General features: G+C 66.8%; 26 protein-coding genes. 13 read left to right on the top strand and 13 right to left on the bottom strand.

Annotated elements, in window-relative coordinates; translation table 11 throughout:
• Positions 1 to 2 precede the first annotated feature (2 nt).
• The 8 genes from rseP (at position 3) to gloA (ending at position 8,042) form a co-directional block, all read left to right on the top strand.
• Positions 3 to 1,136 (top strand): RIP metalloprotease RseP, encoded by a 1,134-nt coding sequence (rseP, locus tag D3877_RS05290; RefSeq protein WP_119829668.1) that lies wholly within the window; start codon positions 3 to 5, stop codon positions 1,134 to 1,136.
• A 62-nt stretch (positions 1,137 to 1,198) separates the two neighbouring features.
• Positions 1,199 to 3,490, top strand: a complete 2,292-nt coding sequence (bamA, locus tag D3877_RS05285; protein ID WP_420796890.1) for an outer membrane protein assembly factor BamA — start codon at positions 1,199 to 1,201, stop codon at positions 3,488 to 3,490.
• 1 nt (position 3,491) lies between these two features.
• A complete protein-coding gene (locus tag D3877_RS05280) occupies positions 3,492 to 4,142 on the top strand; it encodes an OmpH/Skp family outer membrane protein (RefSeq protein WP_119829666.1) in 651 nt (216 codons plus the stop codon).
• Between the two features lie 197 nt (positions 4,143 to 4,339).
• Positions 4,340 to 4,822 carry a 3-hydroxyacyl-ACP dehydratase FabZ gene (gene fabZ, locus D3877_RS05275; RefSeq protein ID WP_119829665.1) on the top strand — a complete coding sequence of 161 codons (483 nt, stop codon included), beginning with the start codon at positions 4,340 to 4,342 and terminating at the stop codon, positions 4,820 to 4,822.
• Positions 4,819 to 5,613 carry an acyl-ACP--UDP-N-acetylglucosamine O-acyltransferase gene (lpxA, locus tag D3877_RS05270; RefSeq protein WP_119829664.1) on the top strand — a complete coding sequence of 265 codons (795 nt, stop codon included), beginning with the start codon at positions 4,819 to 4,821 and terminating at the stop codon, positions 5,611 to 5,613. Before fabZ ends, lpxA begins: the two co-directional genes overlap by 4 nt.
• Before the next feature lie 19 nt (positions 5,614 to 5,632).
• The gene (locus tag D3877_RS05265; RefSeq protein WP_119829663.1) at positions 5,633 to 6,469 is read left to right on the top strand and encodes an LpxI family protein; all 837 of its coding nucleotides are present in this window, start codon (positions 5,633 to 5,635) and stop codon (positions 6,467 to 6,469) included.
• Positions 6,466 to 7,650, top strand: coding sequence for a lipid-A-disaccharide synthase (gene lpxB, locus D3877_RS05260; protein ID WP_274379605.1), 1,185 nt, complete (start codon positions 6,466 to 6,468; stop codon positions 7,648 to 7,650). The genes D3877_RS05265 and lpxB overlap by 4 nt, the downstream gene beginning before the upstream one ends.
• Positions 7,647 to 8,042, top strand: coding sequence for a lactoylglutathione lyase (gene gloA / locus D3877_RS05255; RefSeq protein WP_119829662.1), 396 nt, complete (start codon positions 7,647 to 7,649; stop codon positions 8,040 to 8,042). The genes lpxB and gloA overlap by 4 nt, the downstream gene beginning before the upstream one ends.
• Before the next feature lie 6 nt (positions 8,043 to 8,048).
• Here gloA and D3877_RS05250 read toward each other — a convergent pair whose 3' ends face one another.
• Entirely contained in the window at positions 8,049 to 8,588 is a 540-nt protein-coding gene (locus D3877_RS05250) for a GNAT family N-acetyltransferase (RefSeq protein ID WP_158599784.1), read from the bottom strand.
• Positions 8,589 to 8,682: 94 nt separating this feature from the next.
• Between D3877_RS05250 and D3877_RS05245 the strand changes: the two genes are divergently transcribed.
• Positions 8,683 to 9,600 carry a LysR family transcriptional regulator gene (locus D3877_RS05245; RefSeq protein WP_119829660.1) on the top strand — a complete coding sequence of 306 codons (918 nt, stop codon included), beginning with the start codon at positions 8,683 to 8,685 and terminating at the stop codon, positions 9,598 to 9,600.
• A gap of 250 nt (positions 9,601 to 9,850) precedes the next feature.
• Positions 9,851 to 10,240, top strand: coding sequence for an alpha/beta fold hydrolase (locus D3877_RS05240; RefSeq protein WP_119829659.1), 390 nt, complete (start codon positions 9,851 to 9,853; stop codon positions 10,238 to 10,240).
• Positions 10,241 to 10,301: 61 nt separating this feature from the next.
• On the opposite strand, the gene ftrA is transcribed toward D3877_RS05240, so the two are convergent.
• Positions 10,302 to 11,276: a transcriptional regulator FtrA gene (gene ftrA / locus D3877_RS05235; RefSeq protein ID WP_119829658.1), complete on the bottom strand. Its 975-nt coding sequence runs from the start codon at positions 11,274 to 11,276 to the stop codon at positions 10,302 to 10,304.
• Positions 11,277 to 11,367: 91 nt separating this feature from the next.
• Between ftrA and D3877_RS05230 the strand changes: the two genes are divergently transcribed.
• Positions 11,368 to 11,994 carry a glutathione S-transferase family protein gene (locus tag D3877_RS05230; RefSeq protein ID WP_238474738.1) on the top strand — a complete coding sequence of 209 codons (627 nt, stop codon included), beginning with the start codon at positions 11,368 to 11,370 and terminating at the stop codon, positions 11,992 to 11,994.
• Positions 11,995 to 12,036: 42 nt separating this feature from the next.
• On the opposite strand, the gene D3877_RS29295 is transcribed toward D3877_RS05230, so the two are convergent.
• From D3877_RS29295 to gltX, 3 genes are all read right to left on the bottom strand, one after another.
• Positions 12,037 to 12,237 carry a hypothetical protein gene (locus D3877_RS29295; RefSeq protein WP_147395085.1) on the bottom strand — a complete coding sequence of 67 codons (201 nt, stop codon included), beginning with the start codon at positions 12,235 to 12,237 and terminating at the stop codon, positions 12,037 to 12,039.
• A complete protein-coding gene (gene gltA / locus D3877_RS05225; protein WP_119829657.1) occupies positions 12,230 to 13,543 on the bottom strand; it encodes a citrate synthase in 1,314 nt (437 codons plus the stop codon). Before gltA ends, D3877_RS29295 begins: the two co-directional genes overlap by 8 nt.
• Positions 13,544 to 13,643: 100 nt before the next feature.
• Positions 13,644 to 15,050, bottom strand: coding sequence for a glutamate--tRNA ligase (gltX, locus tag D3877_RS05220; protein ID WP_119829656.1), 1,407 nt, complete (start codon positions 15,048 to 15,050; stop codon positions 13,644 to 13,646).
• Between the two features lie 136 nt (positions 15,051 to 15,186).
• On the opposite strand from gltX, the gene D3877_RS05215 reads away from it, so the two are divergent.
• The gene (locus tag D3877_RS05215) at positions 15,187 to 17,406 is read left to right on the top strand and encodes a ComEC/Rec2 family competence protein (RefSeq protein WP_238474737.1); all 2,220 of its coding nucleotides are present in this window, start codon (positions 15,187 to 15,189) and stop codon (positions 17,404 to 17,406) included.
• A 4-nt stretch (positions 17,407 to 17,410) separates the two neighbouring features.
• Here D3877_RS05215 and lexA read toward each other — a convergent pair whose 3' ends face one another.
• From lexA to D3877_RS05175, 8 genes are all read right to left on the bottom strand, one after another.
• Positions 17,411 to 18,118 (bottom strand): transcriptional repressor LexA, encoded by a 708-nt coding sequence (gene lexA / locus D3877_RS05210; protein WP_119830798.1) that lies wholly within the window; start codon positions 18,116 to 18,118, stop codon positions 17,411 to 17,413.
• A 132-nt stretch (positions 18,119 to 18,250) separates the two neighbouring features.
• Positions 18,251 to 19,480, bottom strand: coding sequence for a molybdopterin molybdotransferase MoeA (locus D3877_RS05205; RefSeq protein WP_119830797.1), 1,230 nt, complete (start codon positions 19,478 to 19,480; stop codon positions 18,251 to 18,253).
• Positions 19,464 to 19,973: a cyclic pyranopterin monophosphate synthase MoaC gene (moaC, locus tag D3877_RS05200; RefSeq protein ID WP_119829654.1), complete on the bottom strand. Its 510-nt coding sequence runs from the start codon at positions 19,971 to 19,973 to the stop codon at positions 19,464 to 19,466. The genes D3877_RS05205 and moaC overlap by 17 nt, the downstream gene beginning before the upstream one ends.
• On the bottom strand, positions 19,970 to 20,473 hold the full coding sequence (locus D3877_RS05195) for a GNAT family N-acetyltransferase (protein WP_119829653.1): 504 nt from the start codon (positions 20,471 to 20,473) through the stop codon (positions 19,970 to 19,972). Before D3877_RS05195 ends, moaC begins: the two co-directional genes overlap by 4 nt.
• 4 nt (positions 20,474 to 20,477) lie before the next feature.
• The gene (gene trpC, locus D3877_RS05190) at positions 20,478 to 21,272 is read right to left on the bottom strand and encodes an indole-3-glycerol phosphate synthase TrpC (RefSeq protein WP_119829652.1); all 795 of its coding nucleotides are present in this window, start codon (positions 21,270 to 21,272) and stop codon (positions 20,478 to 20,480) included.
• Entirely contained in the window at positions 21,269 to 22,324 is a 1,056-nt protein-coding gene (gene trpD, locus D3877_RS05185; protein WP_119829651.1) for an anthranilate phosphoribosyltransferase, read from the bottom strand. The genes trpC and trpD overlap by 4 nt, the downstream gene beginning before the upstream one ends.
• A complete protein-coding gene (locus D3877_RS05180) occupies positions 22,321 to 22,914 on the bottom strand; it encodes an anthranilate synthase component II (RefSeq protein WP_119829650.1) in 594 nt (197 codons plus the stop codon). The genes trpD and D3877_RS05180 overlap by 4 nt, the downstream gene beginning before the upstream one ends.
• Before the next feature lie 252 nt (positions 22,915 to 23,166).
• Positions 23,167 to 23,622 carry an STY0301 family protein gene (locus D3877_RS05175; RefSeq protein ID WP_119829649.1) on the bottom strand — a complete coding sequence of 152 codons (456 nt, stop codon included), beginning with the start codon at positions 23,620 to 23,622 and terminating at the stop codon, positions 23,167 to 23,169.
• Positions 23,623 to 23,730: 108 nt separating this feature from the next.
• On the opposite strand from D3877_RS05175, the gene D3877_RS05170 reads away from it, so the two are divergent.
• Positions 23,731 to 24,870: a divergent polysaccharide deacetylase family protein gene (locus tag D3877_RS05170; RefSeq protein WP_119829648.1), complete on the top strand. Its 1,140-nt coding sequence runs from the start codon at positions 23,731 to 23,733 to the stop codon at positions 24,868 to 24,870.
• The last annotated feature ends 16 nt before the right edge of the window (positions 24,871 to 24,886 follow it).

Here is a 24,886-nt window from a genome sequence, read left to right as displayed (position 1 = left end):
GCATGGACGTTCTCGGCGGTTTCTGGACCTCGGTGCTGGCGTTTTTGCTGGTTCTCACCGTGCTCGTGTTCGTGCATGAGCTGGGTCACTATCTCGTCGCCCGACGCAACGGCGTGCGGATCGAGGTGTTTTCCATCGGCTTCGGCCCGGAGCTGTTCGGTTACACCGACCGGGTGGGAACGCGCTGGAAAATCAGCGCCTTGCCCTTGGGCGGCTACGTCAAGATGTTCGGCGACGCCGACCCGGCCAGCACGCCGGGCGCGCATCTGACCGCCATGACGGAGGAGGAGCGCGCGGTTTCCTTCCATCACAAGCCGTTGGGCCAGCGCGCGGCGGTGGTCGCCGCCGGACCCATCGCCAATTTCATCTTTTCCATCACCGTCTTGTCGGTTCTGTTCGCCACCGCCGGGCAATCCTTCACGCCCGCCGACGTCGGCGGCGTGCAGCCGGGCAGCGCGGCGGAACGCGCCGGGCTGAAGCCGGGCGACCTGATTCGCGCCATCGACGGCACGGAGATCCAGCGATTCGAGGAAATCCGCTCGATTGTCTCGATCAAGCCGGGCGAATCCTTGCGGATGGACGTCGAACGCGATGGAAAAATGATCGCGCTGGACGCCACGCCGGACGCGCGGGACATCGTGGATCGGATGGGCAACAGCCACCGCGTCGGTCAACTGGGCATCACGCGCGGCGGCGCGGACATGAAACGCCACGATCCGGCGACCGCCGTCTGGCAGGCCGCCCGTGAGATTTACGGAATGATTTCCGGCACCTTCACCGCGCTGGGGCAGATGATTGAAGGCTCGCGCGGCACCGAAGAGCTGGGCGGGCCGCTGCGCATCGCCCAGATGTCGGGCGAGGTGGCGCAATCGGGCTGGTACCCGCTGGTGTGGTTCATGGCCTTCCTGTCGGTCAATCTCGGCCTCATCAATCTGTTCCCGGTGCCGATGCTCGACGGCGGCCATCTGCTTTTTTATGCGATTGAAGGCGCTCTTGGCCGACCTCTTGGCGCGCGGGCGCAAGAATACGGTTTCCGCATTGGGTTGGCTTTGGTATTAACGCTCATGGTCTTCGCCACGTGGAACGATCTGGTCCAACTGCGCGTGGTCGATTTCTTTCGGGGACTGGTGTCTTAACCAGCCCTTATGCCAGGGAGCGTGATTTGCCGGTGTCGAGCAAAGTTCTGGTGGCGGGCCTGATGGCCGGCTGCGCCATGACGACGGTGTCTGTTGCCCTTGCCCAGAGCGGCGCGCCGCTTACGGCGCCCGGCACGCTGGTCGCGCAGGTGTTCTCCGGCGGCACGGTGCGGGACATCCGTGTCGAGGGAATCCAGCGAATCGAGGCCTCTACGGTCCGCTCCTATCTGACGATCCAGCCGGGCGACCCGTTCGACCCCGACCGCATCGACCGATCCTTGAAGGCGCTGTTCAACACCGGCCTGTTCGCCGATGTGAATCTGAAGCGCCAGGGCGACGTGCTGGTCGTGTCGGTGTCCGAGAATCCGATCATCAATCGCATCGCGTTCGAGGGCAACAAGCGGATCGAAAAGGAGAATCTGGAAAAGGAAATCCAGCTTCGTCCGCGCGTCGTCTACACGCGCACCCGCGTGCAGAATGATGTGCAGCGCATCCAGGACATCTACCGCCGCCAGGGCCGATTCGCCGCGACGGTGGAGCCGAAGATCATTCAGCTCGACCAGAACCGCGTCGATCTGGTGTTCGAGGTCAACGAGGGCGCGCGCACCGGCGTGCGCGGCATCACCTTCGTCGGCAACGAAAAATTCTCCGACGGGTCGTTGCGCGAGTCGATCCAGACCAAGGAAACCGCCTGGTGGCGTTTCCTGACCTCGGACGACAATTACGACCCCGACCGTCTGGCCTATGATCGCGACCTGCTGCGCCGCTTCTATCTGAAGGAAGGCTACGCCGATTTCCGCGTGGCGTCGGCGGTTGCCGAACTGACCCCGGATCGCGAGGCGTTCTTCATCACCTTCACGGTTGAGGAAGGCGAGCGCTACAAATTTGGCAAGGTTGACGTCAAGACGCAGTTGAAGCAGGTCGATCCGGCGTTGTTGGCCGAAATCCTCTCGACCAAAGAGGGTGACTGGTACAACGCGCAGGAGGTGGAGAACACCATCACCAAGCTGACCAACGCGGTCGGCGACCTGCAATACGCCTTTGTCGACATCCGCCCGCGCATCACCCGCAACCGCGAGACCCAGACGGTCGACATCACCTATGAGGTGGCCGAGGGACCGCGCGTCTTCGTGGACCGCATCGACATCAACGGCAACGTCCGCACGCTCGACAAGGTCATCCGTCGCGAGATGCTGCTGTCGGAAGGCGACCCCTTCAACGCGTCGAAGCTGAAGCGCTCCGAACAGCGCATCAAGGATCTGGGCTATTTCGAGCGGGTGAACATCACCACGGTCGAAACCAGCGTGCCGGATCGCTCGGCGATCAACGTCGAGGTGGCGGAGCAATCCACCGGCGAAATCTCGATCGGCGCCGGTTTCTCGACCTCCGACGGCCCTCTCGGCGACTTCTCGATCCGCGAGCGCAATCTGTTGGGCCGGGGGCAGGATCTGCGGCTGGGCGCGACGATTTCCGGCAAGCGCCAGGAATACGACATCTCGTTCACCGAGCCGTATTTCATGGACCGCGACATGTCGGCGGGCGTCGACATCTTCCGGGTGCGCCGCAACTATCAGAACGAAAGCTCCTTCAACGAGAAGAACACCGGCTTCGCGCTGCGTCTGGGCTTCCCCTTGAGCGAGCATTTGCGCCAGCGCGTCTATTACCAGCTTCAGGACACCCTGGTCGAAGAGGTGCCGTCCACCGCCTCGAAATGGGTGCAGGAGCAGAAGGGCGAGCGGTTGACGTCGTTGATTGGTCAGGAACTGACCTATGACCGGCGCAACAGCAAGCTGACCCCGACCGAGGGCTATTTCATCCGCATGACCAACGACGTCGCTGGTCTGGGCGGGTCGGTGCGCTTCCTGCGCAACCGCTTGAGCGGCGGCTATTACGTGCCGTTGGGGGCTGAGAACTGGGTGATCAGCACCACCGGCGAAATCGGTTACATCAAAGGCATTGGCCAGAAGGTGGCGCTGGCCGACCGCTTCTTCATCGGCGGCGACACGCTGCGCGGCTTCAACACCGCTGGCATCGGCGCGCGCGACAAGATCACGGGCGACTCGCTGGGCGGCACCCGCTACGCCCGCGCGTCGGTTGAAATGAGCTTCCCCTTTGGTTTGCCGGAAGAGTTTGGTCTGCTTGGCCACGCCTTCACCGACGTCGGCACCCTGAGCAAGTCGGGGATCAGCGATCCTGTGGTTCAGGAAAGCGAGTCGATTCGCGTGTCGGTTGGCACCGGCGTGTCGTGGAAGTCGCCGTTCGGGCCGATCCGGCTTGATGTGGCGCTGCCGCTGCGCAAGGAAAGCTACGACAAAAAAGAACTCATCCGCTTCAGCTTCGGAACCAGGTTCTAACATGCAATCCAGCACGTTCCAGACGGCGCTTCGCGCCGCCGCCCTGTCGGTCGCCGTGACCGCCGGTCTTTCGGTCGCCGCTCCGGCGGTCTTCGCCCAGGATTCCGCTCCCAAGGCTGACGCGGCCCCCAAGGCTGACGCGGCCAAGGCGGCGGAGGCTGCGAAAGGGTCGGAGTTGAAGACTCCGATCATCGCGGTGATCGACGTTCAGAAGATCATGCAGGAATCCAACGCCTCGAAGAGCGTTTCCAAGGCGTTTGAGACCCTGCGCGACAGCTACCAGAAAGAAATCTCGACGCTGGAAGACAAGCTGCGCAAGGGCGAGGACGAGTTGCGCAAGCAGCAGACCGTTCTGGCTCCCGAGGCTTTGGCCAACAAGCGCCGCGATTTTGAGAAGCAGGTCGCCGAGGTTCAGAAGACGGTGCAGACGCGCAAGCGCGTTCTGGAAACCACGCTGAACGAGGCGATGGCCGTGGTTCACAAGACCATGGTCGAGGTGGTCGCCGACATTTCGCGCGAGCGCGGCGCCAATCTGGTGCTGGCCCGTCAGCAATTCGTTCTGGTGGACACCCAACTCGACGTCACCGACGCCGTCATGGAGCGGGTGAACAAGAAGCTGCCGCAGGTCGCCCTGAACATCCCGAAACCGTAAGCGGTTTTTCACGTCGGGTGAAAGCCGTCACCGTCCGTTTGGGATGGTGGCGGCTTTTTCCATAAGGGATGGCGGCGATTGCGACAGCCGCAAAAATACGGCAAGAAGACGGGCGACGATGTCCGACGCCGCGTCCTGTTCGCGGTCGGATTCTTTGGCAATTATTGGCGGTGTTTGGAAAGGCGGGCGGCCGGACTATGGACGTAACGGCAGAGAGCAACACGCAAGACAACCGGATGGCGGACATTGACGTCATGCGGATCATGGAAATGATCCCGCATCGTTATCCGATTTTGATGATCGAGCGGGTCATCGACATCGTGCTGGGCGAAAGCGCGGTCGGCGTCAAGAACGTCTCGATCAACGAGCCTTACTTTCAGGGCCATTTTCCCTCGCGCCCGGTCATGCCCGGCGTGCTCATCATCGAGGCGATGGCGCAGACCTCCGCCGTGCTGGTGGTTGGCACCTTGGGGAAAGAGGCTGAAGGCAAGCTGGTCTATTTCATGACCGTGGACGAGGCGCGCTTCCGCCGTCCGGTGACGCCCGGCGACACCATCCACATTCATGTCAGCAAACAGCGCAAGCGCGCCAACGTGTGGAAGTTCAAGGGCGAGGCCAAGGTCAACGGCGTCCTCGTCGCTGAAGCCGTCTATTCCGCCATGATCCTGGACGAGAAATGACCACCACCATCCATCCGTCCGCCATCATCGATCCTGCGGCCTCGCTGGGCGAGGGCGTTTCGATCGGCCCCTTCTGCGTGGTCGGCCCCAACGTCGAATTGGGCGATGGCGTGCGGCTGGTGTCCCATGTCGCGGTGGACGGGCGCACCCGCATCGGCGCCGACACGGTGATCTACCCCTTCGCCTCCATCGGCCATCGCCCGCAGGATCTGAAGTTCCATGGCGAGCCGTCGGAACTCGTCATCGGCGCCCGCAACCAGATCCGCGAGCATGTGACGATGAATCCCGGCACCGAGGGCGGCGGTATGCTGACCAAGGTCGGCGACGACGGGCTGTTCATGATGGGGTCGCACGTCGCCCATGATTGCATCGTCGGCAGCAACGTCATCATGGCGAACAACGCCACCTTGGGCGGCCATGTCACCTTGGGCGATTACGTCATCATCGGCGGCCTGTCGGCGGTGCGGCAGTTCGTGCGCATCGGCGCCCACGCGATGATCGGCGGCATGTCAGGCGTGGAGAACGACGTCATCCCCTTTGGCACGGTGATGGGCGACCGCGCCCGGCTGGCCGGTTTGAACCTCGTCGGTCTGGAGCGTCGCGGCTTCAAGAAGGACGACATCCACGCGCTGCGCGCCGCCTATCGCATGCTGTTCGGCCCGGAAGGCACCTTCGCCGAACGGGTGGACGAGGTGGAGCGTGATTTCGGCGAGCGCGCCTTGATCGCCGATGTGTTGGCGTTCATCCGCGCCAAGGAAGCGCGCTCGCTCTGCCAACCGCGCGAATCCTGACGACGGCGGGCGCCGTCGCATGACCGCGCGCAAACTCGCCATCCTCGCCGGTGGCGGCACGCTGCCGGCCCGCATCGCGGCGGCGGTGCGCGGTCAAGGGCGCGACGTGTTCGTCGTCGCCTTTGACGGCCACACCGATCCGGCGACGGTCGCCGGGCTGCCCCATCTGTGGAGCCGCTTCGGCGCCGCCGGAACGATCATCCGTCGCCTGCACGACGAGGGCGTTGACGAGGTGGTCTTCGCCGGGCCGGTCAAACGGCCATCCTTCACCGAACTGCTTCCCGATTGGTGGACCACGCGCTTTCTGGCGCGGGTCGGCACGCGGGCGCTGGGCGACGATGGGCTGTTGCGCGCCGTGGTGCGCGAGTTGGAGGAGGAGGGCTTTCGCGTTGTCGGCCTGCACGAGTTGCTGAAGAATTTGCTGACCGTCGCCGGGCCGGTGGGGTCGCTTGTTCCCGACGCCGAGGCTGAACGCGACATCGCCCGCGCCGCGCAGGTCGCCCGCGCGCTGGGCGCGCTGGACGTTGGGCAAGGGGCCGTGGTGCAGCAGGGGCTGGTCCTGGCGGTCGAGGCCATCGAGGGCACCGACGCCATGCTGGCGCGCTGCGCCGGTCTGGCTCGACCGGGACCGGGCGGCGTGCTGGTCAAAGTAAAAAAACCCAACCAGGACCGCCGGATCGACCTGCCGACCATGGGCGTCACCACGATTGAAAAGGCGGCGGCGGCGGGCCTGCGCGGCGTGGCGCTGGAAGCGGGCGGCAGCCTGCTGATCGACCGCGAGGCGGTGGCCGACGCGGCGGATCGGCTGGGCCTGTTCGTCATCGGTATCGAGCTGCCCGTCGAGGGCGGGGCGTGAGCGGCCCGACGCTGTTCCTGATGGCCGGGGAGCCGTCGGGCGACGCGCTCGGCGCCCGGTTGATGGCGGCGGCCAAGCGCTTGACCGGCGGTCAGGTTCGCTTCATCGGCGTCGGCGGCGAAAAAATGATCGCCGAGGGGCTGGTCAGCCTGTTCCCCATGGGGGAGCTGACGCTGTTCGGCGTGTTCGAGCTGCTGCCGCATCTGCCGAACCTGATCCGCCGCATCAATCAGACGGCGGCGGAGATCGTCCGCCAGCGCCCCGACGCCGTGATCGGCGTTGATTCGCCGGGCTTCACCCTGCGGGTCGCCAAGAAGGTGCGGGCGGCGGAGCCGGGCATCCCGCTGATCCATTACGTCGCCCCGACGGTGTGGGCGTGGAAGCCCAAGCGCGCCGCCAAATACGCGGCGCTTTACGATCACCTGCTGGCGATCCTGCCCTTCGAGCCGCCCTATTTTGAGCGTGAAGGGCTGCCGTGCAGCTTCGTCGGCCATTCGGTGGTCGAAAGCGGGGCCGGGCAGGGCGACGCCGCCCGTTTTCGGGCGCAGCATGGCCTGAGCGCGACCGACCGGCTGGTGGCGGTTCTGCCGGGTAGCCGCAAGGGCGAGGTGTCGCGCCTGTTGCCGGATTTCCGCGCGACCCTGGAACGGTTGTTGCCCAGCCACCAGACGCTGGTGGCGGTGGTGCCGACTGTCGCCACCGTGCGCGACCGGGTGGCGGCGGCGCTTGCCGATTGGCCGCTGCGCACCATTTTGGTGGAGGGCGAGGCGGCCAAACACGACGCCTTCGCGGCGGCGGAGGCGGCGCTCGCCGCCTCGGGCACCGTGGCGTTGGAATTGGCGTTGGCCCGGCTGCCCTCGGTCATCGCCTATCGCCTGAATCCGATCACGGTGGCGCTGTACCGGCGTCTGATCCGGGTGAAATACGTCAACCTCGTCAATCTGATGCTGGATCGCATGCTGGTGCCGGAACTGCTGCAAGAGGATTGCCGACCGGACCATCTGGCGCGCGAGCTTGGGCGGCTGCTGGACGATCCGCAGGCGCGTCAGGCGCAGATCGACGGGGTGGCCGAGGTGGCGCGCTGGTTGGGGCAGGGGGATGTGCCGCCCAGCGAACGGGCCGCCCGCGTCGTTCTCGACATCGTCAGCCAACACCCGACAACGGGAAAGGTGAAAGCATGAGCAAGTTTCGTCTGCTGCACACGATGCTGCGCGTCCTGGATCTGGACAAGTCCATCGACTTCTACACCCGCCTTCTGGGCATGAAGCTGCTGCGCCGCACCGATTTTGAAAGCGGGCGCTTCACCCTGGCCTTCGTCGGCTATGGCGAGGAATCCGACACGGCGGTGATCGAGCTGACCCACAATTGGGACCAGACCGAGCCGTACAACCTCGGCAACGCCTTTGGCCACATTGCGCTGGGCGTGCCGGACATTTACGCGACCTGCGAAGGTCTGGCGGCGGAAGGCGTGTCGATCCCCCGCCCGCCCGGCCCGATGAAGCACGGGACCACCGTGATCGCCTTCATCGAGGATCCGGACGGCTACAAGATCGAGTTGATCGAAAAGAAGTAAACGCGGTCACAGCCGACGGCAGAACATCACGGCGTCGTGAAAGCTGCCGTCGGCCTCCAGCGTGTGACCGGGCAGCACCCCGGCGCGTTCCCAGCCGGCGCGGCTGTAAAAGGGTTCGCCGAAATCACCGGCGCGGGTGTCCAATTCCAGCAGGTTGCGGCCCAGCGACCGGGCGAGATCATAGAGAGCGTTCATCAGGGCGGTGGCGACGCCGCGCCCGCGCTGGTCGGTCAAGACCAGCAGCTTTTGCACGTCGGCCCGGTGCGGGCTGTTTTGTTTCGGGCTGAGGGCCAATTGCACCGCGCCAATCACCCGGCCCGCGCCGTCGCGGGCGACCAGCAGGCGCAGCCCGCCGCTGGCGATGGCCGAGGCGACATCATCCCAAAAGGCTGCATTGCGGGCGGGATCGAGCGGGGCGTGAAAGCCGACCGATGCGCCGCTGGCGACGGCGTCCGTCAACAGATGTTCCAGACCAGCGCGCAGCGACGGATCGTCCAATCGGTTCACGGTGGTGATGGAAAAATGGGGTGGGGATTGTGTGTCCATGCCCGGAATGCTGCCGCCAGCGGCCCGTCGGGTCCATTGACTTCGCAGGGCAGGGGTGTGAGTTTTTCTCACAGTGAACGGAAAGACTCCCGCCATGCCCCGCCTGCCGTTGACCGCGCTTGCCGCCTTTGAAGCCGCCGCCCGCCATGGCGGCATGACGCGCGCCGCCGATGATCTGGGCTTGACCCATGGCGCGGTCAGCCGACAGGTCGGCGATCTGGAAAAGCGGCTGGGGGTGCGGCTGTTCGATCGGACGCCGCGCGGCCTGCTGTTGACCGACGCCGGGCGGGAGTTGGCGCGGGCCTGCACCAGCGGCTTGGGCCGAATGACCGAGGCTTGGGACCGGGTGGCCAGCGGCGGCCCGCAACGCCTGCGCGTCGCCGCGCCGCGCGCCTGGGCCGCCTTGTGGCTGGTCCCGCGTCTGCCGCGCTTTCTGGCGGATTGGCCGGGGCTGCGCGTCGATCTGGATGGAAGCAACCACGACCGCCCGGCGGAGGCGGAAGCCGGTTGGGTGGTGGTCCGCTACGTCCGGGGCGGCGATCATACCCCCGATGGAATCACCCTGTCGGAAGAACCGCTCCTGCCCGTGTGCGCCCCCGACATGGCCGAGCGTTTGCGTCAGCCAAGCGATCTGTTGGACGGCGTCACCCTGCTGCACGTCCATGAATGGCCGGATTGGAGCGTGTGGAAGGCGGCGGCGGGGCTGGACGCTCTGGACGTCTCCGGCGGAGTCAGCTTTTCCGATTCGGTGATGGCGATGCAGGCCGCCGAAGCCGGGTTGGGGGTGGCCTTGGCGCGGCCATCCCTGGTGTTGAGCGCGTTGAACGCTGGGCGGCTGGTTTGCCCCTTTGGCCCGGCGGCACCCTGCGGCGACCGCTATGTGCTGTCCGCGCCGGGGGCGGGGCAGGCGCGCCGTTTGCCCTTGGCCTTTCGTTCCTGGCTGTTGGCGGAGGCGGAGGAGGACCGCCGCCGTCCGAGCGCCATGCCGTTCCACAGCGACGCGCGGCGTTGAACGCCTGCTGTTCCTCACAGGACGTAATTTTATGGCGCGGTCTTTGCAATGAAACGCTGCGACGGCGGGGGCCGTCCGCGTTCATTGGGGGGCCATGATGTCCGATCAAACTCTGTCCACGCGCTACTCCGTCGCCAACTTACGACCGATTGACATGTCGAAGGTCAAAGCGATCAAGCTCTCCGAAGCGCCGGAGGCGATATTTCAGGACTTCGTAAAGGCAACCGAGGGAATGTTGAGGAGCAGCCACATGAAAATGCCGGACACGACCAGCAGCCCGGCCTTTCAGGATTACGCGCGGGTGATGGTCAACGGCAAAGAGGTCGCCCGGTTGGGCAACAGCGGCATGGTGGAAATGTCCAACAGTCTTGCCGCCAAGCTGGACGGGATTCTTCCCAACGAATCACAATATGGCGGCAACGGTCCGGCCTTGGCGAAGACGCGCGCCGAGACCATCGCCCGCGCGCTTGGCGGTTCCGTGGTGATGGCGAAAACAGCGATCACGCAAGCCCGCTACGACTCCTTGCCGACGCTGACGCCAACGGTGGATTATGAGGCGATGCGGCAGGATCCGATGTATCAGAGCCTTCAAGAAACCAAAAAAGCCCGCCTTCTGTTCCTGGCCCAACAAATGGCGTGATTGTGCCGATGGGACAATTTTACCGGGCAAATGTTGCCGAACAATCCGGTTAAGGAGACGGTTAAGGAGAGCGCCGGAAGCGCGCCCGGTAGGTCGCTGGGCTGAGGCCGATCCGCTGGCGGAAATGGTGGCGCAGGGTGGCGGCGGAGCCGAAACCGGCGCGCGTCGCCACATCCTCCATGGGCTGGTCGCCGTCTTCCAGCAGGGCGCGGGCGCGGGCCAGCCGTTCGGTCAGCAACCATTCGCCGGGCGTCTTGCCGGTCAGCGCGGAAAAACGGCGCAGGAAGGTGCGCAGGCTCATCCCCGCCCGGTCGGCCATGGCGGCGAGGCTGTGCTCCTCCTCCAACCGTTCGCGCAGATGGTCGAGCAGCGGGCCAAGCCGCGCCCCTTCGCGCGCCGTCGGCACCGGGCTTTCGATGAATTGCGCTTGCCCGCCCTCGCGGTGGGGTTGGACGACCAGACGGCGGGCGACGCTGTTGGCGGCCTCATGGCCGAAATCGCGGCGGACCAGATGCAGGCACAGATCAATCCCGGCGGCGCTGCCCGCCGAGGTCAGGATGTTGCCCTCGTCCACATACAGCACGTCGGGAACGATGCGGATGTTGGGGTGAAGATCGGCCAGCGCCCCGGCGTGGCGCCAATGGGTGGTGGCGCGTCGCCCGTTCAGCAGCCCGGCGGCGGCCAGCACGAAGGCGCCCGAACAGATCGACAGGATGCGGGCGCCGCGCGCGTCGGCGCGTTTCAGCGCGTCGGTCAGCGCGGCGGGAACCGGGGTGCGAGCGCCGCGCCAGCCCGGAATGATGATGGTCTGCGCGGCGTCCAAAAGCTCCAACCCGCCATCGACCATCAGGCGCACGCCGCCGGTGGCGCGCAGTGGTCCGGGATCCAGGGCGGCGACGGCGAAACGATACCAGCCCGGCCCCAACTCCGGGCGCGGCAGGCCGAACACCTCGACGGCGACGCCGAATTCAAAGATGCACAGACCGTCATAGGCCAGCGCGACGACCAAGGGGGCGGAGGAGGCTTCGTTTGGCATGATCTGAACGCTAACTGGCGTCCGCGCCACTTTCAAGACCGCACAGGGTCCGACATCCTGCGTCCTGCAATCGCTTGATGTGGGAGTTGTGATGATGCCGTCCCCTGTGTTGGCGCCGGTTCGCCTCTATGACAGCCTGATTTCCGGCAACGCCTACAAATGCCGCCTGATTCTGCACAAGCTGGGCGTTCCGTGCGAGCGTGTGGAGTTGGACATCGACCGGAAAGAGACCCGGACGCCGGACTTCCTCGCCAAGAATCCAAACGGCCGCGTTCCCGCTCTGGAGTTGGAGAACGGCGTCGTCCTGCCCGAATCAAACGCCATTCTGTGGTATCTGGCCGAAGGCACGCCTTATCTGCCGGAGGATCGGCTGGAGCGCGCGCAGGCGCTGCAATGGATGTTTTTCGAGCAGTACAGCCACGAACCGAACATCGCCGTTGTGCGGCATTGGGCGCTGCATCACGGGGCAACAACGCAGGAGCCGAGCATCGTCGCCAAGCGCGCGCTTGGTTACGACGCGCTCGCTGTCATGGACGGCCATCTTCGCGAGCGGCGCTTTTTCGTGGGGGATCGCCTTTCCATCGCCGACATCGCGCTCTACGCCTACAGCCATGTGGCCGATGAGGGCGGGTTTGATCTGAGCGGCTATCCGGCGGTTCTGGCGTGGTTGGATCGGGTCGCGGCGCAGGATCCGCACATTCCGATCACCCAAGCGTGATGGGCGTAACGGGGGCGTGACGGGCGAGAGCGCGAAGGACGCTCAGACCAGTATGATCCCGGCGATCAAGGCCAGGATGACGACATAGACGAGCAGGCGGCGAACGCGCCAGCCCAGCGGGGCCTTGTTGTCGTTGGCGGGCGCGTGCAGGCGCACGCGCCGCGCCGGAACGATGTAGTCCGTGGGGTCTTGGGCGGCCCCGTTGGAGCCGCCCATTCCCTTGCTGGTTGTCGGCTTAGCCACGCTCGGCCAGCGGAACGAAGGTCCGCTTGGTTTCGCCGGTGTAGAGCTGACGCGGACGACCGATCTTCTGGACCGGATCCTCGATCATTTCCTTCCACTGGCTGATCCAGCCGACGGTGCGGGCCAGCGCGAACAGCACGGTGAACATGCTGGTCGGGAAGCCCATCGCCTTCAGGATGATGCCCGAGTAGAAATCGACGTTCGGGTACAGCTTCTTCTCGATGAAATACTCATCGGTGAGCGCGATGCGCTCCAACTCCATCGCGATGTCGAGCAGCGGCTCGTCCTTGATGCCCAGCTCGCCCAACACTTCGTGGCAGGCCTGACGCATCACCTGGGCGCGCGGGTCGTAATTCTTGTAGACCCGGTGGCCGAAGCCCATCAGACGGAAGTTGTCGTTCTTGTCCTTGGCGCGGCGGACGCATTCGGGAATGCGGTCGACGGAGCCGATCTCTTCCAGCATCTTCAGCACGGCCTCGTTCGCGCCGCCATGGGCCGGACCCCACAGCGAGGCGATGCCGGCGGCGATGCAGGCGAACGGGTTGGCGCCCGACGAACCGGCCAGACGGACGGTCGAGGTCGAAGCGTTTTGCTCGTGATCGGCGTGCAGGATGAAGATCTTGTCCATGGCCTTGGCCAGGACCGGGTTGACCTTGTACGGCTCGCACGGCGTGCCGAAGGTCATGTACAGGAAGTTTTCCGCGTACGACAAATCGTTGCGCGGGTACATGAAGGGCTGGCCGACCGAGTATTTGTAGGCCATCGCCGCGATCGTCGGCATCTTGGCGATCAGGCGGTGAGCGGCGATCTTGCGCTCCACCGGATCGTTGATGTCGGTCGAGTCATGGTAGAAGGCCGACAGGGCGCCGACGACGCCGCACATGATCGCCATCGGGTGGGCGTCGCGGCGGAAGCCGGTGTAGAACTTCGTCAACTGCTCGTGCACCATCGAATGGCGGCGCAGGATGCTGTCGAATTCGGTGCTTTCGGCGGCGGTCGGCAGATGGCCGTTCAGCAGCAGGAAGCAGACTTCCGGGAAGGTCGATTGCGCGGCCAATTCGTCGATGGAATAGCCGCGATGCAGCAGCACGCCTTCGTCGCCGTCGATGTAGGTGATCTGCGACTCGCAGCTTCCCGTCGAGGTGAAGCCCGGGTCATAGGTGAAACAGCCGGTTTCGGCGTAGAGCTTGCGGATGTCGATCACGCTCGGCCCGACCTTGCCGTCGAGGATCGGCATGGTCACTTGCTTGCCAGTGCGATTGTCCGTCAGTGTAACCGTATTCGTACCATCCTTAGTCTGGGTCATCTCGGCACGTCCTTATCGTTGAGCTTCGGGCTTGGCGCCCTTTTTTCGTCGGCGCAGCATAGTTCCATGCCGCACCGATGGCAACGCACGGAAATGACCTTTATGCTGCAACTGCTGTGTCGCGGATGCGAGCAAGGGTCTCGTCGCGGCCCAGCAATTCCGCGACTTCGAAAATGGGCGGCGACACGGTCGATCCGGTCAGCGCGGCGCGCAGCGGCTGCGCCAGCTTGCCCAGCTTTTCCCCACGTTCTTCGGCGAAGGCGCGGACCTGCGCTTCCAGGGCCGCAGCGGTGAAATCCACCTCGTTGGCGAAGCGAACGGCCAATTCCGCCAGCGTGGCGCGGCCCTTGTCGTCCAGCAGCGCGGCGGCCTTGTCGTCATAGGCCAAAGGTCGAGGGGCCAAATAGAAGCGCGCGCTTTGCGCCAAATCGACCACCGTGCGGGCGCGCTGCTTCAGCCCGTTCATCGCCCGCGTCAGAAGGTCGCGGTCGGCGTCGGTCAGGCTGCGGCCCAGATCGGCTTCCAAACGCGGGGCGATCAGCCCGACCAGACGGGAATCGTCGGCTTGGCGCATGTAATGGGCGTTCAGGCTGTCGAGCTTGGCGAAATCGAATCGCGAGGCGGAGCGGCCGATGCCCTCCAGATTGAACCATTCGATGGCTTGCTCGGTCGAAATGATCTCGTCGTCGCCGTGCGACCAGCCCAGACGCAGCAGGTAGTTGCGCACCGCTTCAGGCAGATATCCCAGATCGCGGTAGGCGTCGACGCCCAGCGCGCCGTGCCGCTTGGACAGCTTGGCCCCGTCGGCCCCGTGGATCAGCGGGATGTGGCCGAACTGCGGCAGATCCCAGCCCATGGCGTTGAAGATCTGGATCTGGCGGAAGGTGTTGGTCAGATGATCGTCGCCGCGCACCACATGGGTCACGCCCATGTCATGATCGTCCACGACGACGGCCAGCAGATAGGTCGGCGTGCCGTCGGCGCGCAGCAGGATCAAATCGTCGAGCTGGGCGTTCTGCACCGTCACCTCGCCCTGGACGAGATCCTTCAGAACCGTCTCGCCCTCCTGCGGGGCCTTCAGGCGGATGACGGGGGCCACGCCCTCGGGAGCGTCGGAGTCGGGGCGGTCGCGCCAGCGGCCATCATAGCGCATCGGCTGCCCGCTGGCCTTCTGCGCGTCGCGCATCGCCGTCAATTCCTCCGGGCTGCAATAACAGCGGTAGGCCTTGCCGGCGGCCAGCATCTGGTGCGCCACCTCGGCGTGCCGGTCCTTGCGGCCGAACTGGCTGACCGCCTCGCCGTCCCAATCCAGACCAAGCCATTTCAGACCGTCGAGGATGGCGTCCACCGCCGCGTCGGTCGAGCGTTGCCGGTCGGTGTCCTCGATCCGTAGCAGGAATGTGCCACCCATCCGACGAGCGTACAGCCAGTTGAACAGAGCGGTGCGGCCACCGCCGATGTGAAGAAAGCCGGTGGGCGAGGGGGCGAAACGGGTGACGACGGTCATCGGTGTCTCAATTCCGGGTTCGGCGCTGCTACAATGCAACGGGAAGCGCGCGGGGCGCGTCCGCGTTGTGTAACACAGCCATCCGGTTCCGGGGCAATGCCATGAGCGCATGGGCGTCAAAAGGATTGTGGCGGCGGTGACGGAGCGCCCGGCGGAACGCGACGGCGCGTTCAACGAGGATTGGGAGGAGGGGGCGGCGGCGGCCTTTGGGTCGTCGGGCTGGTGGCGCTGGCTGTCGCCCGTCCTGTGGGGCTGGGCGTGGCTGGTCGGCGAGTTGGCGGCGGAGCGGGAACGCTGGGTCTTGTGGATCCCGGTCGGCTTTGGCGGCGGCGCGGCGCTGTATTTCGGTCTGCGATTTGAGCCGCCCTGGTGGGTTGGGCTGGCGGCGGTCGGCGCGGCGGCGCTTCTGATGCTGGGGCTGCGCCGCTGGTTGGCCGGGCTGCTGGTCGGGCTTGGGCTGTTGGTCGTCGCCGCCGGTTTTCTGGTGGCGCAGGGCGAAGCGGCGCGGGTCGCCGCGCCGATCCTGTCGCGGGAATTGGGATCGGCGGTGGTCACGGGCCGGGTGATGGCGGTGGAGCGGCGGCCCGGCGCCTTGCGCCTGACCCTGCGCGATCCGGTGGTCAGCAAGCTGAAGCCGGAGGAAACGCCGAAGGCCGTCCGCATCCGCATTTCGGACAAACACGCGCCGCCTGCGCCCGGCGCGATGGTCCGGCTGCGCGCCACCCTGTCGCCGCCGCCGCCGCCTGCCGAGCCGGGAGCCTTCGACTTCCAGCGCCGCGCCTATTTCATGGGGCTGGGGGCCACCGGCTTTTCGGTCGGCTCGCCGGAGATTCTCGACGCGCCGCCCGTCACCGGCTGGTCGCAAACATCGATCTGGTTCGAGCAGGCGCGCGGCTACATCGCGCAGCGGGTGGCGGCGACCATCGCCGATCCGGTCGAGGCCAGCGTCACCGCCGCCCTGCTGAACGGCGAGGAGTTCGCCATTCCCGACGCGACGATGGACGCTTTCCGCTTCAGCGGTCTGGCCCATCTGCTGTCGATTTCCGGCCTGCATGTCGGCATCGCGGCGGGGATTCTCTTTTACGTGGTGCGCGCCCTGCTGGCGCTGTCGCCCTGGATCGCGCTGCGCTGGCCGATCAAGAAGATCGCCGCGCTGTTCGGCATCCTGTCGGCGCTGGCCTACACCCTGTTGGTCGGCGCGCCGCTGCCGACGGTGCGCTCGGTTCTGATGACCGGCATGATTATGGGCGCGGTGATGCTGGACCGCGACCCGTTGAGCATGCGTCTGGTCGCCTTCGCCGGAATCGCCACCACGGCGATGGATCCCGAAGGGATGCTCGGCCCCAGCTTTCAGATGTCCTTCGCGGCGGTCGTCGCGTTGATCGCGGCGTTCGAGCGAATCAGCGAGCCGCTGGCGGTCTGGCGGCGCGGCTTCGGCTGGTTCGGCAGATCGGTTCTCTACGTTGGCGGCATCGTGCTGACCAGCGTCATCGCCACGCTGGCGACCTTGCCCTTTTCGCTGTTCCATTTTCAGCAGATCGCTTTTTACGGCGTGCTGTCCAACATGATCGCCATCCCCATCACCTCCTTCTGGGTGATGCCGTGGAGCCTGATCGCCTACGCGCTGTTGCCCTTTGGGCTGGAAGCCCCGGCGTTGATCGCGATGAATTGGGGCGACCGCGCGGTGATCGCGACCGCCGTGTTTTTCGCGGGCTTGCCCTGGTCGTCCATCACCGTTCCGGCGATGTCGGCGGGCGGCTTCATGGCGGTGGTGTTGGGGGGGATTTGGCTGTGCGCCTGGACGCGGCCCTGGCGCTGGGTGGGGTTGATCGCCGTGATCGGCGGCTTGGCGACTCCGGCCTTGGTCCAACGCCCCGACATTCTGGTGTCGGGCGATGGCAAGCTGATGGGCGTGCGCGCGGCGTCGGGCCGTCTTAGCCTGTCGGCGAAGGCGGAGGGGCGCACCGGCGAAAGCTGGTTGCAGCGCGATGGCGAGCCGCAAGCGGCGGCGCCCTGGCCGCTCAGCGGGCGCGGGGTGGATGACCGGCTGGCCTGCGACGCGCTGGGCTGCCTCTACCGCGCCCATGGTCGCACCGTCTCCTTCATCCGCCTGCCCGACGCGCTGGACGAGGATTGCGGGGCGGTTGACGCGCTGATTGGTCCGGTGTCGGCGCGGGCCTGCCGGGCGCCCTTGGTCATTGACCGTTGGCGCTTGCGGCGGGAGGGCGCCCACGCGCTCTATCTGGAGGCGGGCGGCGTTCGGGTGGACAGCGTGCGCGACCGGCGCGGGGATCGTCCCTGGACGGGAAGCGTTCCTCCCCGTCCAGTTTTGCCGTCTGGGGCGCCGCGCGACTGACCGTTCAGTATTTGCGGACCAGACCGACCAGCTTGCCCTGAACGCGCACGCGATCCGCGCCGAAGATGCGGGTTTCATAGGCGGCGTTGGCGGGTTCCAGGGCGATGGTGTTGCCCTTGCGGCGCAGGCGCTTCAACGTCACCTCGCCGTCATCGACCAGCGCGACGACGATGGTTCCGTTTTCCGCCGTGTCGCAGCGTTGGATGACCACGGTGTCATGGTCGAGAATGCCCGCCTCGACCATCGAATCGCCGGAGACTTCCAGCGCGTAATGATCGCCGGGGCTGAGCATGGTCGCCGGAATGTCGACGAAGGCGGAATGGCCGTGCAACGCCTCGATCGGCGTTCCGGCGGCGATCCGGCCATAGAGCGGCAACTGAACGGTTTCCGCCGCCGGAGCCGAGGCGACCTCGCGCCCGCTGAAGGCGAAATCGGCCCGGATGACGTTGGGTTGGAACTTGGCGCGCGCCGCCTGTTTGGCCCGCGCGGCTTCCGCCCCTTCGGGCATCCGCAGAACTTCCAGCGCGCGGGCGCGGTGGGGCAGGCGGCGGATGAATCCGCGTTCTTCCAGGCCGGTGATCAGACGGTGGATGCCTGATTTCGATTTCAGCCCAAGCGCGTCCTTCATTTCATCGAAAGAGGGCGACACCCCGCCCTGGCCGAGACGCTCGTGGATGAACAGCAGCAATTCATGCTGCTTGCGCGTGAGCATTGGTGCCTCCCGGCGGTCGCCAAACCATTGATAGAACAAAAGCAAAACGTTAGCTTATGTTCTAGTTTGGTTCCCGCAGAACGTCAAGAGGTCTCAACGCCGTATAACCGAACGTTGGGAGAGTTTTACCGGCTACAGGTTGAGCGCGCCGCCCGACAGCGGAACGATCCCCACCATCTCCCCCGCCGCCGCCGCCGGGGCGTGGGCCGGGCGGACGATCAGGCAATCGGCCTGGGCGTAGAGCGAGGTGATGGCGCTGTCCTGCCGGGAAAAGGGCGTGGCGACCAGCGCGCCGTCGGCGTCGGTGGACAGGGCGGCGCGCAGATAATCCTCGCGCCGGTCGTTGGCCTTCAAGGCGGTGGCGAGGCGGGCGCGCTGCGGTCCCTGCGTCTCGTCCGGCGGCAGCCCTTGCAGAACCCGCAAAATGGGCCGCAGGAACAGCACGGCGGTCACGCCGGTGGAGACCGGGTTGCCGGGCAAGCCCAGCAGCGGCACGGCTCCGGCCCGCCCGAACATCAGCGCCTTGCCGGGCCGCATGGCGATGGTGTGGACGTCCAGCGCCACGCCATTGTCGGTCAGCACGTCGCGCACAAGGTCATAATCGCCCTGCGCCGCGCCGCCGGTCGTCACCAGAAGATCGCAGCCGACCGCTCCGGCGGCCATGGCGGCGACGCTGTCGGCGGTGTCGCGGGCGATGCCCAGATTGTGGGCGACGCCGCCCTGCGTGGCGACCAGGGCGCAGAGGCCCAGCGCGTTGGTGCTGACGATCTGGCTCGGCCCCAAGGGATCGCCGGGCAGGGCGATTTCATCGCCGGTCGCCAGCACGGCGACGCGCGGACGCCGCCGCACGCTGAGCCACGGCACGTTGGCCCCGGCGGCGAGCGCGACGTCGCGCGCGGTCAGCCGCCGCCCGGCGGGCAGCAGCTCCTGCCGTTCGGCGAAATCGAATCCAGCCGGACGGATGTGGCGCCCGGCGGCGACGGCCCGGCCAACCCGGACAATCGTCTCGTCGGCCTCGCAATCCTCCTGCATCACCACGGCGTTGGCCCCGCCGGGCAGCGGCGCGCCGGTGAAGATGCGCACGGCCTCCCCCGCGCGGACAATGCCGGAAAAGGCGTGTCCGGCAGCGGATTCGCCGATGCGGCGCAAGGGCACCGGGTGGGCGGGATCGGCCTTGGCGACGTCGGCGGCGCGCACCGCCCAGCCATCCATCGCGGCGGCGTCGAAGGGTGGTTGGGTCAGCCGGGCGACGACGGGTTCGGCCAGCACGCGGCCCAGCGCGTCGGGCAGAGCGATGGTTTCCGCCGGAAGGGCGGAAAAGGCGGACAGGATGCGGGCGCGCGCCTCAGCGACCGACAGCATCGCGACCGACAGCGTCATTGTGGGCGCTCCAGACGCCGCTCTTGCCGCCCGCCTTGTGGAGCAGACGGACGTCCGTGATGGTCATGCCGCGATCCACCGCCTTGCACATGTCATAGACGGTCAGGGCGGCGATGGTGACGGCGGTCAACGCCTCCATCTCCACGCCGGTTTGCCCCTTCAGCTTGCAGGTCGCGGTGACGTCCACCGCGTCGCGCTCGGGGTCGCAACGCAGATCGACCTTGACGGAGGTCAGGGCCAGCGGGTGGCACAGCGGGATCAGGTCCGGCGTGCGCTTCGCCCCCATGATGCCCGCCAGCCGGGCGACCGACAGGACGTCGCCCTTCTTGACGCCGCCGTCCAGTATCAGCCGCAGCGTCTCCGGCCGCATCCGCACGACAGCGGCGGCGGTCGCCGTCCGTTCGGTGTCCGCCTTGTCGGAGACGTCGACCATCACGGCCCGCCCCTCGGCGTCGAAATGGGTGAAGCCGCTCACAGCGGGCGCTCCATGAACAGGCTTTCGGGGAGGTCGGGGTAATTGGCGTAGGGGCCGCGCGTGACGAAACCGGCCTTGCGGTAGAGCGCCACGGCTTCGGGCTGATGGACGCCGGTTTCCAGAAGAAGCGCGCTCACCCCCTCGGCGCGGGCCTGTTCGGCCACACGGTCGAGCAAAGCTTTGCCGATCCGCCCGCCGCGCGCCTGCGGCGTCACGAACATGCGCTTGACCTCGCCATAGCCCGACGGATCGACGCGCAGGGCGGCGCAGCCGACCGCCGCCCCATCCCGGCGGGCCAGGAAAAAGCGAACGTCGTCCGCCGCCAGCGACTCAATGTCGAGCAGATGGCACGCCTCGTCGGCGTAGCGTTCCTTGAGATAGGCGTCCAGCGCCGCGACAAGAGCCACCGCCTCAAGCTGCCGGGGGCTTTCCCGTTCGATGACGAGGACGGGGGCGGCGGCGGATGGGGCGGCGCTGAGGGTGGCGGCGCGGTCCGGCATCGGCTTACTCCTGGGCCAGCAGGGCGCGGGTCGCGGCGGCGACGTCGGCCTGCCGCATCAGCGATTCGCCGACCAGGAAACAGCGCGCGCCGACCGCCGCCATCCGCGCCAGATCCGCCGGGCTGTAGAGGCCGCTTTCCGCCACCAGAATGCGGTCGGCGGGGACGTTGGCGGCCAACTCCTCCGTCGTCGCGATGTCCACCGCCAACGTCTTCAGATTCCGGTTGTTGACGCCCAGCAGCGGGGTTTTCAGCGCCAGCGCGCGGTCCAGCTCCGCGCGGTTGTGAACCTCGACCAGCACGTCCAACCCTTGGCCTATGGCGGAATCCTCGATCTCGGCGGCCTGCGCGTCGGACAGCGAGGCCATGATGATGAGGATGGCGTCGGCGCCCAGCGCGCGGGCCTCGACGATCTGATAGGGATCGACCATGAAATCCTTGCGCAGCACCGGCAGATCGACGGCGGCGCGGGCGGCGACGAGATAATCGTCCTTGCCCTGGAAATAGGGTTCGTCGGTCAGCACCGACAGGCAGGTCGCCCCGCCGTCGCGGTAGGCTTGCGCCAGCGCGGGCGGATCGAAATCGGCGCGGATCAAGCCCTTGGACGGGCTGGCCTTCTTGATTTCGGCGATCAGGCCGTACCGCCCGCTCGCCACCGCGCCGCGCAGGGCGTTGATGAAGCCGCGCGTCGGATCGGCGGCGCGCGCCGCCTCTTCCACCTGCGCCAGCGGGCGGGCGGCCTTGCGGGCGGCGACCAGGGCGCGCTTGTCAGCGTTGATGCGGTCGAGAACGTCGCTCATGCCGAAACAGCCTCGTTGGTGATGGCGATCAGGCGGCGCAGCCGGTCGCGCGCGCCGCCGCTGTCGATGGCCTCGGCGGCCAGCGCGACGCCGTCCGTCAGCGTCGCCGCCTTGCCCGCCACCAGCAGGGAGGCGGCGGCGTTCAGCAGAACGATGTCGCGGTAGGGGCTGCGCACGCCGTCGAACAAAGCGTGGATCGCCGCCGCGTTGGTCTGGGCGTCGCCGCCGCGCAGATCGTCCAGGCTGGCGCGGGGAAGCCCGGCGTCCTCCGGCGTGACCTCGAACACGGTGACGATCCCGTCCATCAACTGGGCGACCGTGCTGGGGCCGGTGGTGGTGATCTCGTCCAACCCGTCGGAGCCATGGACGACCCAGGCGGCGTCCGACCCCAAACGCTTGAGCACCTGGGCCAGCGGCTCCACCCATTGCTTGGCGAAGACGCCGAGCAACTGGCGCTTGGCGGTCGCCGGGTTGGACAGCGGACCCATCAGGTTGAAGATGGTGCGGGTGCCAAGCTCGACCCGCGTCGGCCCGACGTTGCGCATCGCCAGATGATGGCGCGGGGCCATCAGAAAGGCGATCCCCGCCTCCCACAGCGCCTTGCGGACCAGCGACAGGTCGCAATCCAGATTGACGCCCAGCGCGCTCAGCACGTCCGCCGCGCCGGATTTGGAGGAGATGGCGCGGTTGCCGTGCTTGGCCACCGGGATTCCGCAGGCCGACACCACGATGGCGGCGGCGGTGGAGATGTTGTAGGTGCTGGCCCCGTCGCCGCCGGTGCCGCAGGTGTCGATGGCGCCGGGCGGCGCGTCCACCGCGATGGCCTTGCCGCGCATGACGCGGGCGGCGCCGGTGATCTCGTCCACCGTTTCGCCGCGCACGCGCAGCGCCATCAGGAAACCGCCCATCTGCGACGGCGTGGCGTTGCCCGACATGATGATGTCGAAGGCCAACCCCGCCTGCTCCTCGGTCAGCGTCGCGCCGGAGGCGACGCGGGCCAGGATAGATTTCATGTCGGCGATGTCGCCGCCGTGGCCGCTGGGCGCGCTCATGCCGCGTTCTCCAGACGGGGGCGGGTCAGATCCAGGAAATTGCCGAGGATCTTATGGCCGTGCTCGCTCTCGATGCTTTCCGGGTGGAACTGCACGCCGTGGATCGGCAAATCGCGGTGGGCCAGCGCCATGATGAGGCCGTCCGCCGTTTCCCCCGTCACCTCCAGGCAATCGGGCAGGCTTGACCGCTCGACGATCAACGAGTGATACCGGGTGGCGCGGAACGGGCTGGGCAGACCGGCCAGAACGCCGCGCCCCTGGTGAAGGATGTTGTCCACCTTGCCATGCATCGGAACCGGCGCGCGGATCACCCGCCCGCCAAAGGCCTGCCCGATGGATTGATGGCCCAGACACACGCCCATCAGCGGAATGCGGGCCTTGGCCGCCGCGTCGATCAAGGGCAGGCAGATGCCAGCCTGATCGGGGTCGCAGGGGCCGGGCGACAGCACGATGCCGGACGGGCGCAGGGCCAGCGCGTCGTCCACGCTCAGCGCGTCGTTGCGGCGAACCTGCACGTCGGCGCCCAACTCGCCCAGATAATGGACGAGGTTGTAGGTAAAGCTGTCGTAATTGTCGATGAGCAGCAGCATGCGCGTCGCCTTATGCCTTCGCCGTTCCGGCCCCGTTCCAACCTTGCGCCACCCTAACGGCTGAACAAACGGATTTCCAGCCTTGGCGGGCGCTGCGATCCGGTTGGCCGCGTTTCGCAGACAGGATTTTGACACGGATGAACACGGATGCCGACGGCGTCGGCCCACGGATGAACACGGATGAAGAGAAATTTTGATCCGTGTTCATCCGATATGATCCGTGTTCATCCGTGTTGAAAAATGCCTCTTCGATCAACGGCAGTCGGTTTGCAGCGGGGCTTTCGGCTCCTCCACCCGTTCGCCGCGCGCGTCCAACTCCAGGGTCACGGTGCAGCGGCGCACGCTGCGCGGCAGATCGACGGCCAGAGTCGCCTGGGTGTTTCGGTAGCGGCAGAGCAGGAAGACGTTCTCGCGGCGCGGCCCGGAAAACTCCCAAACCTGAATCAGCGAGCGGCCCCGCCGCACCTCGCGATCCGGGGCCAGGGTGGCGGGCGCGGCGGCGGCCATTTGGGTGGCGCGGTCGCCTTCGGTCAGGGTGATTCCGCTCAGGACATGGCTGTCCTTGCCGGGGTAGGGCGACCAGCCCGTCGGCGCGTCGGGCTGCGACTGGACCAGCAGGCTGGGCGGGCAGTGGATTTCCGTGGCCGCCGTCGCGGTCTGGCTGGCAAGCGCAAGAGCCAGCGCGGCGGTGACAAAAAGCAGGCGCATTCCTATGGACTCCGGGAAGCGTGGGTTTCCGGCGAATGGGCGATTGCGGCGAAGCCAACCGGGCGCCACTCTGCCGCGACGTTCCGACCAGCGATGGACTCCGCCCTCATGGCCCGCAAGGCGCCGCGCAAAACTGCCAAGACCGGATGGTCGTTGTCCACCGCCAATCCGGTTCTGCTGGCGTTGGCCGCCGTCGCGGTGGTGTTCGCCATCGGCCTTGGCGTGTCCTGGCTGATGGGCCAGCCGGAGCCAAGGCCGGTTCCGGCCGCCAAGCCGACAACCGCCGCCGCGTCGCCCAACCCGACGCCGCCGTCGGTGGCGCCATCCGTCAAACCGCCGGTTCCGGTCCAAGCAGCCGCCGCGTCGCCCGAGGAGCCGCCATACCCCACGACCGAACCGGAACCCGGCATGGCGACGGAGGCGATGGAGGAACCGGGCAAGGGCGCCGTCGCCCTGCTGCCGCCGCCGATGCCGCCCGGCGTCGTCGCGCCCTTGCCGCCGGTGCAGCCCCCGGCGGGCAACGCCGCGCTGTGGCGCCGCAACGCGCTGCCCAGCAAGGCGACGCCGCCGGGCAAGCCGGTGATCGCCGTGGTCATCGACGACATGGGGCTGGACCGCAAACGCTCCACCAAAATGGCGGGTTTGCCGGGGCCGCTCACCCTGTCCTGGCTGCCCTACGCCCGCGATCTGCCCGGCCAGACCCACGCCGCCCGCGCCAACGGGCATGAGCTGATGCTCCACATGCCGATGGAGCCGAGCGTGGACGCCGACCCCGGACCCGACGCGCTGCTGGTCCGGCTCGACAAGGGCGAAATCATCCGGCGTTTCCGCGCCGCGCTGGACAGCTTCGACGGCTATGTCGGCGTCAACAACCACATGGGCAGCCGCTTCACCGCCGACCGGGCGGCGCTGGCCCCCGTGCTGGCCGAGTTGCACCGCCGGGGCCTGCTGTGGCTGGACAGCAGGACGACGCCGCACAGCGCCGGGCTTGGCATCGCGGAGGAGCTGAAAATGCCCTTCGCCGGGCGCGACATCTTCCTCGACAATTTCCCGGCGGTCGGCGCGATCCGCGCGCAATTGTCCAAGCTGGAGCAGGTCGCCAAGAAGCAGGGCTTCGCCATCGCCATCGGCCATCCCCATGATGCGACGTTTGAAGCGCTGGCGTCCTGGCTGCCGGACGTGCAAAAGCGTGGCTTCATTCTGGTTCCGGTCAGCGCCGTGGTTCGCGCCCATCACGCGGGCGGGTGACGGCGGTCGTTTGGAA

It is taken from the genome of Azospirillum cavernae, from assembly GCF_003590795.1.
Taxonomy (GTDB): Bacteria; Pseudomonadota; Alphaproteobacteria; order Azospirillales; family Azospirillaceae; genus Azospirillum; species Azospirillum cavernae.
The sequence above is the reverse complement of the archived record's forward strand: the minus strand, read 5'-3'. Positions and strand labels throughout refer to the sequence as shown.